Source organism: Oxynema aestuarii AP17, assembly GCF_012295525.1.
GTDB lineage: Bacteria > Cyanobacteriota > Cyanobacteriia > Cyanobacteriales > Laspinemataceae > Oxynema > Oxynema aestuarii.
Window position 1 is genome coordinate 5271628 of the sequence record NZ_CP051167.1, and the last position, 16726, is coordinate 5288353.

Annotated in this window: 17 protein-coding genes; 13 read left to right on the top strand and 4 right to left on the bottom strand. The window is 49.3% G+C overall.

Features of this window, described 5'->3' with window-relative positions:
• Positions 1 to 100 precede the first annotated feature (100 nt).
• Positions 101 to 1060, top strand: coding sequence for a fatty acid desaturase family protein (locus HCG48_RS21125; protein ID WP_168570937.1), 960 nt, complete (start codon positions 101 to 103; stop codon positions 1058 to 1060).
• Here the strand turns inward: HCG48_RS21125 and HCG48_RS21130 are convergent.
• Positions 1057 to 1332 carry a DUF7219 family protein gene (locus HCG48_RS21130; RefSeq protein WP_168570938.1) on the bottom strand — a complete coding sequence of 92 codons (276 nt, stop codon included), beginning with the start codon at positions 1330 to 1332 and terminating at the stop codon, positions 1057 to 1059. The genes HCG48_RS21125 and HCG48_RS21130 overlap by 4 nt on opposite strands.
• Positions 1333 to 1414: 82 nt before the next feature.
• On the bottom strand, positions 1415 to 2278 hold the full coding sequence (locus tag HCG48_RS21135) for a fatty acid desaturase family protein (RefSeq protein ID WP_168570939.1): 864 nt from the start codon (positions 2276 to 2278) through the stop codon (positions 1415 to 1417).
• 246 nt (positions 2279 to 2524) lie between these two features.
• Here HCG48_RS21135 and HCG48_RS21140 point away from each other — a divergent pair, with 246 nt between their 5' ends.
• The 8 genes from HCG48_RS21140 (at position 2525) to msrB (ending at position 11881) form a co-directional block, all read left to right on the top strand.
• Positions 2525 to 3598, top strand: a complete 1074-nt coding sequence (locus HCG48_RS21140) for an ABC transporter substrate-binding protein (protein WP_168570940.1) — start codon at positions 2525 to 2527, stop codon at positions 3596 to 3598.
• The gene (locus tag HCG48_RS21145) at positions 3595 to 5322 is read left to right on the top strand and encodes a sensor histidine kinase (protein WP_246259672.1); all 1728 of its coding nucleotides are present in this window, start codon (positions 3595 to 3597) and stop codon (positions 5320 to 5322) included. The genes HCG48_RS21140 and HCG48_RS21145 overlap by 4 nt, the downstream gene beginning before the upstream one ends.
• A gap of 335 nt (positions 5323 to 5657) precedes the next feature.
• Entirely contained in the window at positions 5658 to 5864 is a 207-nt protein-coding gene (locus HCG48_RS21150; protein WP_168570941.1) for a CAB/ELIP/HLIP family chlorophyll-binding protein, read from the top strand.
• Positions 5865 to 5926: 62 nt separating this feature from the next.
• A complete protein-coding gene (locus tag HCG48_RS21155; protein ID WP_168570942.1) occupies positions 5927 to 6424 on the top strand; it encodes an orange carotenoid protein N-terminal domain-containing protein in 498 nt (165 codons plus the stop codon).
• Positions 6425 to 6608: 184 nt separating this feature from the next.
• Positions 6609 to 8393, top strand: coding sequence for a tetratricopeptide repeat protein (locus HCG48_RS21160; RefSeq protein ID WP_168570943.1), 1785 nt, complete (start codon positions 6609 to 6611; stop codon positions 8391 to 8393).
• A gap of 143 nt (positions 8394 to 8536) precedes the next feature.
• The gene (locus tag HCG48_RS21165) at positions 8537 to 10585 is read left to right on the top strand and encodes a WD40 repeat domain-containing protein (RefSeq protein ID WP_168570944.1); all 2049 of its coding nucleotides are present in this window, start codon (positions 8537 to 8539) and stop codon (positions 10583 to 10585) included.
• 81 nt (positions 10586 to 10666) lie between these two features.
• Positions 10667 to 11356 carry a DUF928 domain-containing protein gene (locus HCG48_RS21170; RefSeq protein WP_168570945.1) on the top strand — a complete coding sequence of 230 codons (690 nt, stop codon included), beginning with the start codon at positions 10667 to 10669 and terminating at the stop codon, positions 11354 to 11356.
• A gap of 123 nt (positions 11357 to 11479) precedes the next feature.
• The gene (msrB, locus tag HCG48_RS21175) at positions 11480 to 11881 is read left to right on the top strand and encodes a peptide-methionine (R)-S-oxide reductase MsrB (RefSeq protein WP_168570946.1); all 402 of its coding nucleotides are present in this window, start codon (positions 11480 to 11482) and stop codon (positions 11879 to 11881) included.
• Between the two features lie 150 nt (positions 11882 to 12031).
• Here the strand turns inward: msrB and HCG48_RS21180 are convergent, their stop codons facing one another.
• Together HCG48_RS21180 and HCG48_RS21185 are read right to left on the bottom strand one after the other, a co-directional pair.
• Complete coding sequence (locus HCG48_RS21180) at positions 12032 to 12517, bottom strand: BON domain-containing protein (protein WP_168570947.1); 486 nt, start codon at positions 12515 to 12517, stop codon at positions 12032 to 12034.
• A 247-nt stretch (positions 12518 to 12764) separates the two neighbouring features.
• On the bottom strand, positions 12765 to 13295 hold the full coding sequence (locus HCG48_RS21185; protein WP_168570948.1) for a pentapeptide repeat-containing protein: 531 nt from the start codon (positions 13293 to 13295) through the stop codon (positions 12765 to 12767).
• 227 nt (positions 13296 to 13522) lie between these two features.
• Between HCG48_RS21185 and HCG48_RS21190 the strand changes: the two genes are divergently transcribed.
• From HCG48_RS21190 to HCG48_RS21205, 4 genes are all read left to right on the top strand, one after another.
• Positions 13523 to 14296 (top strand): TrkA C-terminal domain-containing protein, encoded by a 774-nt coding sequence (locus HCG48_RS21190; protein ID WP_168570949.1) that lies wholly within the window; start codon positions 13523 to 13525, stop codon positions 14294 to 14296.
• A gap of 183 nt (positions 14297 to 14479) precedes the next feature.
• Positions 14480 to 15898 (top strand): F0F1 ATP synthase subunit beta, encoded by a 1419-nt coding sequence (gene atpD / locus HCG48_RS21195; protein ID WP_168571999.1) that lies wholly within the window; start codon positions 14480 to 14482, stop codon positions 15896 to 15898.
• A gap of 73 nt (positions 15899 to 15971) precedes the next feature.
• On the top strand, positions 15972 to 16382 hold the full coding sequence (locus tag HCG48_RS21200) for a F0F1 ATP synthase subunit epsilon (RefSeq protein WP_210437102.1): 411 nt from the start codon (positions 15972 to 15974) through the stop codon (positions 16380 to 16382).
• Positions 16366 to 16686, top strand: coding sequence for an AtpZ/AtpI family protein (locus HCG48_RS21205; protein WP_168570950.1), 321 nt, complete (start codon positions 16366 to 16368; stop codon positions 16684 to 16686). Before HCG48_RS21200 ends, HCG48_RS21205 begins: the two co-directional genes overlap by 17 nt.
• The last annotated feature ends 40 nt before the right edge of the window (positions 16687 to 16726 follow it).

Sequence of the window (16726 nt, forward strand, 5' to 3'; positions counted from 1 at the left end):
ATTTTAAGAGTTTAGAGTTTAGAGTTTAGAGTTTAGATTGGAGACGTTCAAGACTCTAGATGCTCCAAACAACGACAACCCTACCGACTTCCTACTCCCTATGAACCCCACCCCACTCCCTCCCCCGGCTCACCTCGATTTAACGCCACCGGAACGACTCAATATCGCCTTGAGTTGTGCGATCGTTCTCGCCGGATTGGGGCTGCAATGGGGTGCTTCTCACGTCGGTCATGCTGGTATTGCTTTTGGCTTCGCGATCGCCTTTTCCTTCCTGTTTTTACCCCTCTATTCCCTCCTGCACGAAGCCGAACATAACCTGTTTCATCGGCATCCAAAAATCAATAATACATTTGGCTTTCTCCTCGCTGCTTTTTTCCCGGGTTCCTTTACCTTTTTGCGTTCTTGTCACTTGGGCCATCACCGCCGCAATCGTACCGATGCGGAAATGTTCGATCTCTACTATCCCACCGATAACTTAGGGATGAAACGGCTTTATTTTTACAGTCTTTATTTAGGCTTATTTTGGTTGGCGGTTCCCGTCGCGACGATCGCCTTACTGATTTATCCCAAATTATTACAAAATCAATTACTGCAAGATGCACCGTCTGCCTCGGCGATGATTAACGGGTTGCCCACCCATTATTTATTAAAAATACGCCTGGAATGTTTGGCGGTCATTGCCATTCAAGTGAGCTTGTTTTTCTGGCTCGACTTACAACTGCAATGGTATTTACTCCTTTATGCCTGTTATGGATTAAATTGGTCGTCGCAACAATATATCAATCATGCCCATTCTCCCCGACATGTTTTAAACGGGGCGCACAACTTGAAAGCACACGGGTTGTATCAAGGCTTGCTGTTAAATTTTAACTGGCATTTAGCCCACCATCAATATCCAAATGTTCCCTGGATTTATTTACCGCAATTTGACGATATCAACCGCGATCGCCCGGGATATTTGACGGCATTTATTCGATTTTGGGCGGGTCCCCAACCTTGTCAAGAACCGGAACCGAAGGCGATCGCGCTGCCAAAAATCGGGAGGGAGATTACGAGTTAAGATCGATCCTCTTTTTCTGAGGGTTCGGTCTGGCTAACCTCGGAAGACGTGCCAATGTTTAATTGTTCTTTTTTCTGACAAAGCTCTTCCCAAAGGTCTCCGATTTCTGTAAAGGCTTGCTCTAAAGAAATTTTACCGTTACTCGCTAAATTAGAAAGAATAGAAGATCGTTGTACGAAATCTTCCATTTTGTTGTGAAATTCGATATTTTCCGGGGTAAGTTCTCCGTGAAAGTGGCTGTGCGGATAGAGAAATTCGGACTCGGTGCTCATGGTGGACTCATCCTCGATCGAGACGATATTCTGACGATATTCTTAAGATACAATATTCCAAATCTCGGGGATCGAGGGATTCTTAAGGATTTTTGATTTTCGGCGATCGCCACGCCAATAAATAAGACGACAGGAAGAACCCGAGAATCGATCGCACGTCCAGATCGGGGTTGAGGTGGGGTTTGACGAGGCGATCGTGGGCCTCGGGAAGCTCACTCCAGTGCAGGGTCGGACGCAAATGATGGATGGTATGATAGCCGTTATTAAAAAATAACCAATTCCCCAAAGAACTGGTAAAATTGCGGGAGCAATTGTAGCGATCGCCCGGATTGCAACCGTCGTGCTGAATAAAATTGACGCTGAGTAAAGCAATGACGGCCATTCCCCAGGGAACCCCGACAAACCAGAGTGCTTTTACGGGATTGGCGATCGCGATCGCACCGATAAACAGCCATAAAACGACTCGTTCCCGTTGTAAACTTTGTTGTTGTTCGGGGGACAATTGCGGCGCGTCCGGTTGTTTTCTCTGGTGGGCTGTATGCAGAGAAGCCTTCACTAAATAGCGCAACCACCGCACGCAACCGCAGCCTTCGCCCGCCAATTCAGGACTCATCCAATCCCGGCGATCGCCATGATAAATATGGTGGTTGTAATTGTGGGGAATCGCGATTTGAGTCGCCGTATGGCCGCGAATTGGGGTTAAAATGACGTTAAAAACTTGGTTCAGCCACGGTCGGACAAAAATCGGTAAATGCTGGTGATTGTGGTTGATGACACAGGCACAAAAACAAAATAAACTACTCCCAATTAACCAAAATCCCCAGCACCCGATCGGCAGATCGATCGCGAAGGGAACTAATAATAAAAGATAAGCGATCGCGACAAAGGTCAAACTACGCCCGTCGCGCGGCGATCGCAAACCATCGATCGGGGTCGGTGTCAACATCGTCAACATTAAATAATAGATCGGCGATCGAGCTTCACCGCAAAATAGGAGCGATCCGCCCGTTCTTAAGCTTTGTTTTAAATTTGCTCACATTTTTACTGTGGAAACTCAGCTTCGATTGAAGCTAAACTAAGCAATCGGGGGCAATAGCGCTCGATCGATGTCAACCGCTATTGAGTTTTTCAGCAAAATTATCGGGAGCATCAACATTCGTTTTCACCCTCATTGTCTGGGGAGGATTTTCTCATGCAAAAATTCAATCACGACCGTTTCGGGTCGAGTTGGGCTTTCTTAAGAAATTTTAACTTTAAACTGCGCGTTAAACGGCGCAAATTTCCCCTATTGCTATCGATTTTGACTCTATTTTGCGTCATCGCACTCAATGCCTGCTTGGGTTCGCCCCAAGGAGAACTGACGCCGTTGCGAATGGGGATTACGCCGTGGCCCGGATTCGATATCGCGATTTACGGGAAAGAGGCGGGATTGTTTCAACAACGGGGGCTCGATGTCGAATTCGTTCGCTTTGACAATCAACAAGACTCTTCCCGGGCCGTCATGCGAAACCAGTTAGATCTGGCGTTTGCGTCGTTGTGGGACGTGATGCAAGTCGATCCGACCAGCGATCGCCCCGAGTTCGTCATGGTCACCAACGTTTCCCAAGGATCCGATGGGGTCGTCGCGAAACCGGGAATCGAATCGGCGAAACAACTGCGCGGCAAAAAGATCGGTTGCAAGTTAGGAACGGTCAACCACCTGATTTTGCTCGAAGCGCTACAGTCAAACGGGATCGAACCGAACGCGGTCGAGATTGCGGACTTGCCGAACGAAGTGGCGGCGAGACAACTGAAAGAAGGAACCCTCGATGCGGCGGTCTTGTGGGAACCGGATTTGACGGCGATCGCCCGGGAAATTCAGGGAAAAGTCGTCTTTACCACCGCCGAAGTAGACAGTCTCGTGATCGATGGGGTCATCGCCCGTTCTAGCTTTGTCGCCGAACGAGAACGAGCCTTGCAACAGTTCATTCTAGCCTGGTTCGACATCATGAACGCGGTGGAAACCCAACCCGATCGCGTGTTCGAGTTCGTCGGCGAACAATTGGGCCAAACGGGCGAATCCTTCGCACAAGATTATAGCGGATTGCAAAAAGGCGATCGCGACCTCAATCGGCGCATGTTTGCGACAAACGGTCGGTTGCAAGAAGCTGTCGGCAAAATTGCCGAGTTGTTAAAAGCCGATCCGCGTCACGGGAAGTCGATTCGCGAAGACATCCAACTCAATGCAACCTCGGTGAATGCAGCAATTGAGGCGTGGGAATCTTGAGTAAAAAATCTTCTTTCATCAAACAAGGATTGTCCGGGGAACTGCTGACGGGTTTCGGAACCGCTCTATTTACCGCAGGCTTATTCACTTTATCGTTTAGCTATACGTTATTGGAGTCGCACTTACAAACCCAAGTGCGCCAACAAGCGCGCTCGATCGTCCAAAGTTTGGAATTTTCCACGGAAAGCACCCTCGAAGCCGAACGCCTGTGGATGTTAAGACGGGTGGTGCAAAATTACGTGACTTTACCTGCGGTGCGAGAAATTGCGATCGTGGCTCCCGATGGCGAGACGATTACCCGTAGCGGTGCGTTTAAAAACGATCGCCCTTACGCTTTAGTGCGTCCCCAACTGGCGGCGGCGATGGAAGACAGTGCCCGTAGCGGCGAGGAACGCTTTCTCGAACTCGAATTAGACGGCAAACCCGTTTTAGTGGAAATTTTGCCGTTTCACAATACCTTATTCGGCACCTCGGGACGGCGGGGTTTGGCGATCGCAATTCTCGATCTGCGCCAACTGCAAGCCGCCACGTTACAAATGTTCTTGACCTTGACCGGGGCGATCGCGATCGGGATTGTGGCAATTTTAATCTTAATGTGGGTCTCGATTCATCGCGTCGTTCTCAAACCCCTCACCCTGGTCAATCAGGCGGTCGCCGAGAGCGATCGCACCGGGGTGTTTACCATGCCTGCGAACCTTCCTCGCAATGAAATTAAATTCCTCGCCCGTAATTTCGAGCGGGTTGTCAAGCAGTTAGAAGCTTACGACCAACTGCACAAGGAAATCGAACAGCGCAAGCAAGTCGAAGCGGCCCTACGCCAAAGCGAAGCGCGAGAACGGGCCAAATCCCACGAACTCGGTAAGTTAGTGCGCGAGTTGAAACAAACCCAAGCGCAGTTAGTGCAAACCGAGAAAATGTCGAGTTTGGGGCGCATGGTTGGCGGTGTGGCCCACGAGATCAACAACCCGGTGAGTTTTATTTTTGGGAATTTGACGTTTGCTCAGGAGTATTTCGAGCAGTTGGTGGACTTGATCGAACTGTACCAACAGAGTTATCCCCAACCGACCCCACAGATCGCTCGACGACTCGACGAGATCGAACTGGAGTTTTTAATTGACGATACCCAGAAACTGTTCGCTTCGATGAAAGTCGGCGCCGAACGGATTCGAGATATCGTGCTGTCTTTACGCAATTTCTCCCGCTTTGACGAAGCCGAACTCAAGTCCGTCAAGATTGAGGAGGGGTTGAGAAATACGTTATTGATTCTGCAACCGCGTTTTCAAGGCGGATCGCCCGTCGAAATTGTCACCGTGGAGGAATTTGGCGATCTGCCTTTGGTGGAGTGCTATGCGAGTCAGATCAATCAGGTGTTTCTCAATTTACTCAGCAATGCGATCGATGCGTTGGAGTCTGACGAACGCTACCGCCACGGTCGCAAATTGCCCGTCCCGGCGACGATTTGGATTCGCACCGAGGCGTTAAATAAGAAGACGATCGCCGTTCGCATCCGCGACAACGGACCGGGAATGCCTCCAGAAGTCCGCCAAAAGGCATTCGATCCGTTTTTCACCACTAAGGAGATCGGCAAGGGAACGGGTTTGGGCCTTTCGATTAGCTATCAAATTATCGTCGAGCAACATAAGGGACGCTTGGAGTGCATCTCGAAGCCGGGGGAAGGAACCGAGTTCGTTATCGAGATTCCCACTCAAATCCCGAGAAGCTGAGGTCGCCTCCCCTCGATCGCCGGTGGCCGATTTTTAGAGATATATTGAGATAGCTTGAGCTTTATTGCGATTTATAAAGATTAGTTTCTATTAATTGCCATAAATTGAGTTTTATAAAGTTATGCGATCGCCCCACGCTCCCGGAAGAGGCGATCGCGAAGAAATCGAGACGATTAAAAAATTTTTTCTACCCTCTGAAATCTTTTAATATCAAGCCTTTCAGCTTATTGAGCGATCGCGATCGCCAGTCGCCGTGAGTCAAGTCACAACAACATAAATTTACAATGCGTTACATTTCTTAATAACAGAGACAGCGCAAACAGGAGCGACTACCCATGAACGGCTACACCGTCAACGAACAAGGACTGATGAATAACTTTGCCGTCGAGCCCAAGATGTACGTTCAAGAACAATCGCGCACCGGGTTTACCCAATATGCCGAGAAACTCAACGGACGTTTGGCGATGCTCGGTTTCGTCTCCATGCTCGTGATGGAAGCCTTGACCGGACAGGGTTTAATCTCCTGGTTGAGCAATCTCTAACCTAACAAATCATTTCTTTAACAACAGACGACCGTAAACCACATTCAACAGAGGTTCTACACATGGCTGTTACCACCGAATTTAATACCGCGATTTTCAATCCCCAACTCGAAGCCGTTCCCGCGACCCTCGCCGAATACGAGCGCTTGAGTACCGACGACAAACTCGGCTTGCTGTGGGTGATTTACGAAAATCTCGGCGGTGCGATTACGCCTGCCGCTCCCGGCGCCGCCCGGATGCAGTTTGCCGAAGGTCTGTTAAATCAAATCCGAGAAATGCCCTTCGAGGCGCAACTGCAAGCGATGCGCGACTTGGTCGAGAAAGTCAACAATCCGATTTCGCGCGCCTACGGCGTCCTGAGTAATAACAACAAACTGGCTTTTTGGTTCCAACTGGCGGAATGGATGAAGTCCGGGGAAGTGATTCCGGTTCCCGCGAACTACAGCTTATCGCCGCGTGCGTCTGCGGTGTTCAATCGGATTACCCTGCTCGACTTCAACCAACAAATCACCGTTTTGCGTAAAGCTGCTACGGACATGGGAATCGATCCGTTTGCATAAGTTCGGATTCCATCAGTTCAGATCGCATCGTTGATACTTCCTCCTCCTCCCAACAGAATTAAGACGCGAACGAGCGGGCCGTAACGGGCTCGCTTTTTTTTGCTTTTTTGAGAGGATTGGGCTAGTTATAGTGGGGGGAGACAGCGATCGCCCAGATCGCCGAAGGGGGTAGGGTGAACGATCGATGGATAAGATTCAAGAGAGCAAAAGTGCCGAGCGCACTCAGATAGATAGCGCGATCGCCCGCTACGAAATCGCCCTCGACCGAGTCGATGAAAGCGTCGATCGCGAGGAAGGCGCCACCGGGGAGGCGATTTTAGAGCTACTGCTCGCTCGCGATCGACTGCACGAGGTTTGGAGTCGCTCTCAACTCGGCGATCGCAGTGCCAAACGCATTGTCGAACTCGACAACCGCCTGCGACAACAGAGCGCCGCGATCGCCAACCATACAGAATTGAAGCATTGGAAACAGAGCCTGAATCCGCCGGAAAGCTTTTGGTGGTGGCAGTTGAGCGATCCGGTACGCGACAGCTTGCGCGCGATCGAGCATTACGAACGGACTCTGACGGCGATCGAAACCGATCGCCGTCCCAGTTCCGAAGCCATTTTAGAATTACTCGCCGCCCGCGATCGCGTCGAAAGCGTGCGCGATCGCCTTCCTAAAGCCCAGATCGCCGCGATCGTCGAACTCGATCGCCGCTTGAAACAACAGCGATTGACGATCGCCCGGGGGAATCAACTGATCGGATGGCGCAACACCCTCAAACCGCCCGCCGATCGTTGGTGGTGGTATTTGAACCCGACCCTCATCGGTTCCGAAGAAGAACCCGCCTCCTTGTGGGATTGGTTGTGTACCGGAATTTCGATCGGTTGTCTGGCGATCGCTGCCAGCTTTACGGTCAGCACCTATGAAGTATTTAAATCCAATCAACAAATCGGTCGCGATCTCGCCCAACATCTCGCCACGATCGCCCAAGCGGGAGGGTTGGTCTTAGTCACCGGAGGCGCCGTCACCAAACAAGGTCAAAAAATTGTCGAAAATATTTTAATTAGCGCTCGCATTCCCCCCCGATGGCAAGGCGCCGGAACGTTGATGATTTCGAGCGGATTACTGTTGGTTTCTTGGGGAATTTATGCCAACTTGCCTAAGTGGGGGATAGACTACTTTAATAAAGGCGAAAAATTGGCACAAATCGGGCAGTATTCCCAGGCGATCGCTCAATACCGCCAAGCTCAAAAATTCCCGCTCCAACGGAATCTCGAACAACAGTTAATTGCCAGCTTGGGTGAAGCTTACGAAGCACGAGGCGAACTCGAAAAAGCTCAAGAACAATATCAGTTAATCGGCGATCGCGATCGGCAAGCTGATTTAATGGTCGGTTTAGCCCGTCGTTACGAAGATCGAGGACAACTCGATCGCGCAAAATCGATTTATGAAAAGTTTTTAAATAATGCCCGATCCGCAAACGCCCTCGGTCGCGTTATTCTCCTAGAAGGCTTACAACAAGTCGGCTGGACGGGCAAGCTTCCCGAAGCCGACGTGCGCCAAGCTGAATTTTATTTCGAGTTAGTCGAACATCAACTCAGTCAGCACGATAATTTATACTCCGAAAAACTACACTATCAGGTTGCTTTAAATAAAGGAATTTTGCGTTGGGCGCAGGTCGATTTAGCGCAACCGCAACCGGAAGATTTAATCTTTTTATTACAAGCTTACGGTAACTTTCAAGAAGCCTTTCAAGTCGAGCAACTCTTACCGACCACCGCCGACGGAGGACGGGCGAAATGCTATTTAGAAATTGCCGGATATTTGCTCGATCGCTTCCACAATCTCCAAGTCAACTATCGCGGCGTTCCACCCCATCAAGCTTGTTACGATCGCATCAATGCTTTATATCGTTCTGATTTTATTCACGATCTCGAATTAATGGATGCGGCGATCGGAGTGAATTTGAAAAGTCCGGAGTGAAGGGGAAAAGGCAAAAGTCCATCAATAGATATGGAAATGGGGAAGGAATTTCAGTTTCCTGGAAATACAAGTATCTCGAAAGTTAAAAAGTTAAAAGTTAAAAACTAAAAGTTAAAAAGTTAAAAGTTAAAAGTTAAAATAAAATGCACCCTATAGAATTTAATTCAAAACCTGATTTAAAAAAATGGATTGTTGCCGGGACGATCGCGGCGATCGTGGCGGGGGCGATCGCGGGACTGCTTTTTAAACTAAAAGAACGGAACAATTCCGATCTCGTTTCACCCCAAAATATTGAGATCGAACCAAATAGTATTGCCAAACTGCAAGAAGTTCCAATTTTTCCGCGTTTGAGCCATCAAGGTTCAGTTAAGACAATTGCTTTTAGCCCGGATGGAGAAGTTTTAGCGAGTGGAGGGGGCGGTCACTTACTCAGACTTTGGAATCGAGATGGGACGTTACAAAAAACGTTAGAACCGGACTATTTTTCTGAAATTGAAACCTTAGCTTACAGCCCGGATGGGCGACAGTTAGCTGTCGGCGATCGTAGTGGAATAATTGCCTTGTGGGATATCAGTGAAGGGGTCAATAAAGCTCGCTTTCAAAAGAGTATTATCGCCCATCAAGATGCAGTTTGGGCGATCGCCTATCGTGGCGATGGCAAATATTTAGCGAGTAGTAGTAGAGATAAAACCATTCGCTTGTGGAATCTCGAAACGGGGGAAATGGTCGAAGATTTCAGCGATTGGCAGGAGATTTTAGCGAAACCGATTCACTCCCTCAGTTTTACCCCCGATCGCCAGATGTTAATCGGTGCGAATACCTGGGATGGGGTGTTTTTCTGGGAGGTAACGGGCGATCGCTCCCGGTCTCAAAAGCGTTCTCAATTGTTAGAAATTCGCTCAGTCAGCGCGATCGCCTTGCAAGAAACGGGGAACAAAAAATCCGATCGTTCCGAGTTTCAACTTGCGACTGGAACCCTGGATAATAATATCTTATTATGGAATCGCGATCGCACCGAGGTCGTTCGTTCCTTCGAGGGTCACGAACAGCGAATTAATAGTATTGATTTCAGTTCCGATGGAACGATTTTAGCCAGTGGTAGCGACGATTACACCGTCCGAGTGTGGAACGCAAAAACTGGGGAAGTCTTACATATTTTACGGGGTCATTCCGAACGGATTACCGACGTAGTATTGAGTCCTGACGGGCAGTTTTTAGCGACGGCAAGTGAGGATTTGACCGTCAATCTGTGGAAAGTTGAAAGCGGGAAATTATTACAAACCTGGCGGCGTCATAACGGCCCGATTAGCGCGATCGCCTTCAGTCCGGACAGTCAGTGGGTCGCCAGTGGCAGTTTAGACCATCAAATTAAGTTTTGGCAGGTCGGCGAGTCGGGAGCGATCGCCACCCTATTAGGAAACGGTGATTTTGTTAGGGCGATCGCCTTCAATCAGGCTTCCAATTGGCAATCTTCCCCCTTATTAGCGAGCAGTTATGGCAGTGGTAAAATTACGTTGTGGAATTGGCAAGAAGGGCGTAAACTTTGGACGATCGATCGCGATTTTAGTGAAATTGTAGATATTGCCTTCAGTCCCGACGGTCAAGTTTTGGCCTCCTGTAGTGGTGAAGGCGACGAACCGCACGTGCAGTTGTGGAATGTAGAAAACGGCGAGTTAATGACTGAGTTAAAGGGTCATCAGGATACGATTTATGCGATCGCCTTTCATCCCAAAGAACCAATTTTAGCAACGGCGAGTTTCGACCGAACAATTGGGTTGTGGGATTGGCAAAAAGGCGAGCAAATCGATCGACTTGCGCCACAAACGACTGAGGCGATCGCCGTTACTTTTAGTCCCGAGGGGGACATGTTGGCCACGGCCACTCGCGACGGACAGATCAAATTATGGAATACCAAAGACTGGACGGAACTCAAGGTTTTAAATGGGACTCGTGGGATTATTTCATCTTTAACTTTCAGTCCGGACGGTCGGCTGCTAGTGACGGGCGATCGCCAGAATTTACTGAGTTTTTGGAATGTTAAAACGGGAGAAAAATTAACTTCGCTTACAGGTCATGCGTCGGCCATTAATAGGGTGACTTTCAGTCCCGATGGCACGACGATCGCCACAGGAAGTGATGATGGAACGATTAAATTTTGGCAAATTTCACCCCATATTGATATCGTTCGTTAGTCATGTTTGAAATATGATTACGATTGCCTGCATCCGTGCAAGCGATCGCCATAGATTTTTCTGAAAAGGGGGTGTAAAATAATGAATAATGATTTATATTTATCGATCCAACGAGTCTGCGGGGTGATGGTAGGGGCGATCGCCGCCGGGGTATTGCCGACATTCACTTCGCCCGCGATCGCCAACGAACAAAACACGGATTCTGACTTGCGACTGTACCAACCCGAACGGGGTGGAACTTGTCTGCTCGGTGACAAACAATTGACCCCTTTAATTCCCGTTAATTCTGAAGAATTTAGCAATCTCGGAACCCTCTCGGAAAGACCCTCTTTTTTCGTCTACATTCCCCCCAATCAAGCTTGGGAATTAAAGTTCGAGATCGTTACTGAAAATGAGCGGCAAGAATCAGAAAATGTGGTCGGAACGCCACTTATTTTTGAGGTACCCGATGGCGGTGGCGTGGTTCGGGTTGTCTTACCGGAATCGGTTTCTTTGCAAGTCGGTCGGCGTTATCAATGGTCGTTTGTGGTGGTTTGTGATTGGGAAGATCCCAGCCGCACGATCGCCGTTCGCGGCGAAATTCAACGGTTAACTCCTGCCGAATTATCGCGCGAGAAAACCCCCCACTTTCGCCTCGCGCGCATTTGGTACGATGCCTTAGAGGCGTCTTACGAACTCGGTCAAGCAGGCAAATTATTAAAATTAGTTGGCTTGGGGGAATTTGCCGAAGAACCGTTAATTTCTTTAACGGAGTCCGAGGGCTCGGAATAAGAGTCTTGCGGAGCAAATATGGCGCGATCGCATCGAGAAAGAGCGATACAATGAAAAAGGAAGTGGCGTAGTTCTATCGCGATCGCCACTGAGTCGAACGCGCAATCTTAAAGGAAATCACCAATGGGTTACAACGTCGAAAAAACTGATGCAGAATGGAAAGAACAGCTCACCCCGGAGCAATTCCAAGTAACGCGCAAAAAAGGTACGGAAAGAGCCTTTACCGGAGTTTATCACGACCATAAGGAAAAAGGGGTTTATAAGTGTATTTGTTGCGGAACCGAATTATTTAGTTCGGAAACAAAATTTAATTCGGGCACGGGATGGCCTTCTTTTTGGGCGCCGATCGCCTCAGAAAATGTAGGGGAAGAAGAAGACCGCAGTTTGTTTATGCGACGGACTGAAGTGCATTGTTCTAACTGTGGCGCGCATTTGGGTCATGTCTTCAATGACGGACCGAAACCGACGGGTTTGCGCTACTGCATTAACTCAGTTTCTCTCGACTTCGATTCCCAAGAAGAATAAACTCCGAGGGACGCGGGTTATCCGCGTCCCTTCCCAGGTCAAAACCCGCACGAGATCCCGGAAAAAAAGCGGGAGACGTGCGGGTTTGACTAAAAAGGTTATACCCCAATAATCTTATTGAGAATTATTGAGAATCGCTCAACTCGTCAGTTATGAGGCGACTTCTTGCAATCCCAATTCAAAGGTCACTTGATGGACGCCGGGAATATTTTTAACTTCTCGAACGATGTCTTTAGCGGTTTGGCGATCTTGGACGGTTCCCGATAGAATGACCGCACCACTGGAGACGTTGGCGACCAAGTTTTCGGAAATATCCGATGAAATTTTAGTTTGAATTTCGCGATCGCTCAGAGGTTGACCCCCGGTATTGCGTCGGACGTACTCGATTCCTTTATATTGCGTTTTTTCGGGACTGAGTTTGAGGGTTTCTTCGGCTTGTTTCTGACGACTATTGAGAGCCGAGTCCGAGGCACCTAATGCGGCGACTTGAGTGTGCGCGATCGCCGGGAAAGCGCTCGTTGCCATCAGAACAACCACAGATAGCAAGGCAAATGGAGTTTTGAGCGATCGCCGATTGAGAGCAAACAAACTGGCGAGAGTGAGAGCCGCGATTCCTAAAGTTAAGATGATATTCATAGGCAAAAAATTTCCTCAGTTGGGTTGAAAATCAATGGCTTGCCAAACGGTCAGTAAATCTCGATGAATTGTTAAGCCAACCCTTTGACCAGCACGATTCAAGCCTATCGATTTTGACCCCCAACTGACATCTATCAATAGATTGCCCCTTTAAAAATAGACCTCTACCTTTCGGTAGAGATCCGCTTGAGGCAGATGGAATGGCGATCGAGGAGAAATAAACACCCTGGTAGTGGCGATCGCATCATTAATCCTCTCTCGGCATCGTACCATCAGCTAAAACAACTTTATCGAGGATGGCTTGGCTTAAATCGACCCGTTCGAGGTCAGAGCGAGTTAAATTGGTGTCGTAGAGAATGGTGTGATTCAAATCGGCTTCGGCGAGGTTAGTTTCCGTTAAATTGGCTTGCGTGAAATCGGTATTGGTCAAAAGAGCACGATAGAGATTGGCACGAATTAAGTTCGCTTTTTTGAAGTTACAAGCGTTGAGATCGGCGCCGCTTAAGTTGGCGTAACTCAAATTGGCTCCAACGAAAATCGCGGCAGTCGAACGAATCGCCGTTAAATTTCCATAGGTTAAATCGGCGCATTTAAAGTTCGCTTGTTCCAGGTTGGCACCTTCTAAATTGGTATGTTTGAGGATGGCATAACTGAGATTGACCCCGGCGAGATTGCTGTAACTCAGGTCAAATCCAGTTAAATCAATTCCGGTTAAATCCTGTTGTTGGAAATCCCGGACTCCCTGTTTTAATCGAGCTTTCACTTGAATGACGTTCACGAATGGACACCTCCTAATTTTTGGCCATTTTAAAAAGGAGAAATGTATAAATCGATGGGAACGAGGGCGATCGCCGATCCCTTGTTGCATCGAGATCCCCTACTCACAAGATACCGTGTTTTTTGCCGTAAAAGTCTCCCCTGCTGCCTTTACGAGTCCCCTTTTTTTGGCTCACAATCGAGGACGGAAGGCAACCCAAACTAGAAAAATATTGGAGGAAATTGCATTTGGCTGCTTTAGCTTCGGTGTTCGTTGTTTTGACTTTATCATTACTTATCAACCGTATTGCGACGGTGGTACTGACTTTAACTGGATTATCCCGCGAGTCCGCCCGTTTTCAAGCGCGATCGGCCTTAACTGGCGTCGGCTTTACGACCCGCGAATCCGAGCAAATCGTCCGCCATCGCGTCCGTCGAGAGACGATCTCGGTGTTGATGTTGCTCGGAAATGTCGGGATTGTGACGACGATTTCTTCATTATTGTTAACGTTTCTCAACAGTGTCGGTCCGCGACAGTGGATCGTCCGCTTGCTGATTTTAGGGGTGGGACTGTTCCTGTTGTGGCGGGGAGCCACCAGTCAGTGGATCGATCGCCATCTGTCCCGGGCGATCGAATCGGCGTTGCGACGGTGGACGCGGCTAGAGGTGAGAGATTACGTGCGCCTTCTCCACTTGTCTGGAGAATATACCGTCACGCAATTGAGGGTACAACCGCAAGATTGGCTCGCTAACGACGACTTACAAGGGTTAAACCTGACCCGTGAAGGGGTCACCGTTTTGGGAATTCACCGCTCCAACGGGCGTTACGTCGGCGCACCCCAGAGCGACACGCGCATCTATCCCGGGGATACCCTGGTGCTTTACGGGCGCCTTCCGGTGTTAGCCGAACTCGACGATCGCTGTGCGGATCTGGCGGGAGAAGCCTCCCATCACCGGGCGATCGCCGAACAAGAACGGCGGGTCAAACAGCAGGATTGCCAAGAAAAGCAAGAAAATTTTTAACCTTCAAAGCCATGACTCGGCGATCGCAAATCCCCCTTATGGATATCGAGTCTCTGCCCTTGGGAAGATGTACCGAATCAATATATTTTGGTAGAGGTAAAGCATAACAGAAGCGAACCGACCGAGGCGAGAGTGAATTGCAACCCGGAGGCGATCGCTTCTGGTGTAGCTAGACCCGGAGCGATCGTGAGTGAATCTCAAGCATTGCCAGCCAACCGAGGCGAAGTTATCTCCATTCGCGGCAGCGTCATCGACGTGCGTTTTAACGATCGCCTCCCCGAACTGTACCATCGCTTGAGTGCGGGGGAAAACGACGAGATCGCGATCGAAACGATCGGTCATCTCGACGATCGCACCGTGCGCGGGATCGCCCTCAACTCCATTTCCGGCTTGGGCCGCTCCTCGACGGTCACCGACACGGGCAAACCGCTACAAGTCCCCGTCGGTCGGCGATTGCTCGGTCGCGTTTTCAACGTTTTTGGCGAATCCGTCGATCGCAAAACCCCGATCGTCGAGGGGGAATGGCGATCGATCCATCAAAAACCGATCCCCATAGGCGATCGCGCCACCACCTCCGAAATTCTCGAAACCGGGATCAAGGCGATCGACCTGCTCGCTCCCCTCGAACGGGGTGGCAAAGCCGGACTGTTTGGCGGTGCGGGAGTCGGCAAAACCGTTTTAATCACCGAAATGATTAATAACATGGTATCTCACTACGAAGGTATCAGCCTGTTTTGTGGCATCGGCGAACGCAATCGCGAAGCCGAAGAACTCTATCGCGATATGAAAGAGGCGGGGGTTCTCGACAATACCGTTCTCATTTTCGGGCAGATGAACGAACCCCCCGGCGCCCGCTTCCGCGTCGGTCACGCGGCCCTGACCATGGCCGAATATTTCCGCGACGACGCCCAACAAGACGTTTTGTTATTGATGGATAACATTTTTCGGTTCATCCAAGCAGGACAAGAAGTCTCGGGACTGATGGGCCGCCTCCCCTCCCGCGTCGGCTACCAACCGACCCTCGGCACCGAACTGTCCGAGTTGGAAGAACGCATCAGCAACAGTGCCAGCGCCGCCATTACCTCGGTGCAGGCGGTTTACGTGCCCGCCGACGATTTTACCGATCCCGCCGCCGTCCACACCTTCGGACATCTCTCTTCTTCGATTGTCCTGTCGCGCAAACGAGCTAGTCAGGGGCTTTATCCCGCCGTCGATCCCCTCCAGTCCGGCTCGAAAATGCTCACCCCCACGATCGCCGGAAAACGCCACTATCGAACAGCTCAAGCGGTCAAACAAACCCTAGCTAATTATCAAGAATTAAAAGATATTATCGCCATGTTGGGCATCGAGGAACTTTCCCAGAGCGATCGCCAAGTGGTCGAACGCGCCCGACGCTTAGAACGGTTTTTAACTCAGCCCTTTTTTACCACCGAACAGTTTACAGGCAAAGCGGGTAAGTTAGTTTCCTTACAAGAAACCTTAGCCGGATGCGATCGCATTTTAAATGACGAATTTTCCGATCGCCCCGAACGCCGTCTTTACATGATTGGCGCGATCGACGAGGTTAAAAAATCGGACGAACCGGGGAAGACAGACAAGTAAAAACCAACTTATTATTTATTTTGTCTTTTCCCCTCACGATCGCGATTTTCGAGTCAGTTGAGTTTTCTATAAAATGACGATTAATTTAAAAATCTTACTCCCAAACGAAATCTTTTTAGATCGAATCGTAACTAAAATTAATGCAGAAGCAGACAACGGTTCCTTTGGCATCTTGCCGAATCATATTGATTTCGTCACCGCCCTCGTTCCCGGTATTTTAGCTTACGAAGATCGAAGCGGCGACGAAAGCTTTATCGCCGTCGATGAAGGAATTTTAGTCAAATGCGATCGCGAGGTTTTAATTTCTACCGGAGCGGCGATCGGCGATCGAGATTTGGAAAGTTTAGATCGCACCGTCGAAGAACAGTTTAAACGCTCCGACGATCGCGAAAAACAAACCCGTTCGGCTTTAGCCAAATTGCAAGTTGGCTTCGTTCGGGGCTTTGTCGAACTTACAGGAGGAACTGGTGAAACGCCCCAATAAATTCGGTTTAAAAAAATACCGAAAAAAACGCGATCGCTTTCAGCAAGAAATCCGTCAAAAATCCCGACGCAAATTAAAAGCACGCCGCGATGAGGATGAAAATTTGTGGTTTTGGGTGGGAACCTTCGGTCTCGTCGGTTGGGCGATCGCCATTCCCACCCTAATCGGAACGGCGATCGGAATTTGGCTCGATCGCACCTGGGAAAGTCAATATTCCTGGACATTAATGATGTTATTATTTGGGGTCATTCTCGGCTGTTTTAATGCTTGGTATTGGATTCAGCGAGAACGAATAGAACGATAGGAAAAACAACCTTAGTTCTGTTAAAATTCCCCGATTTAAA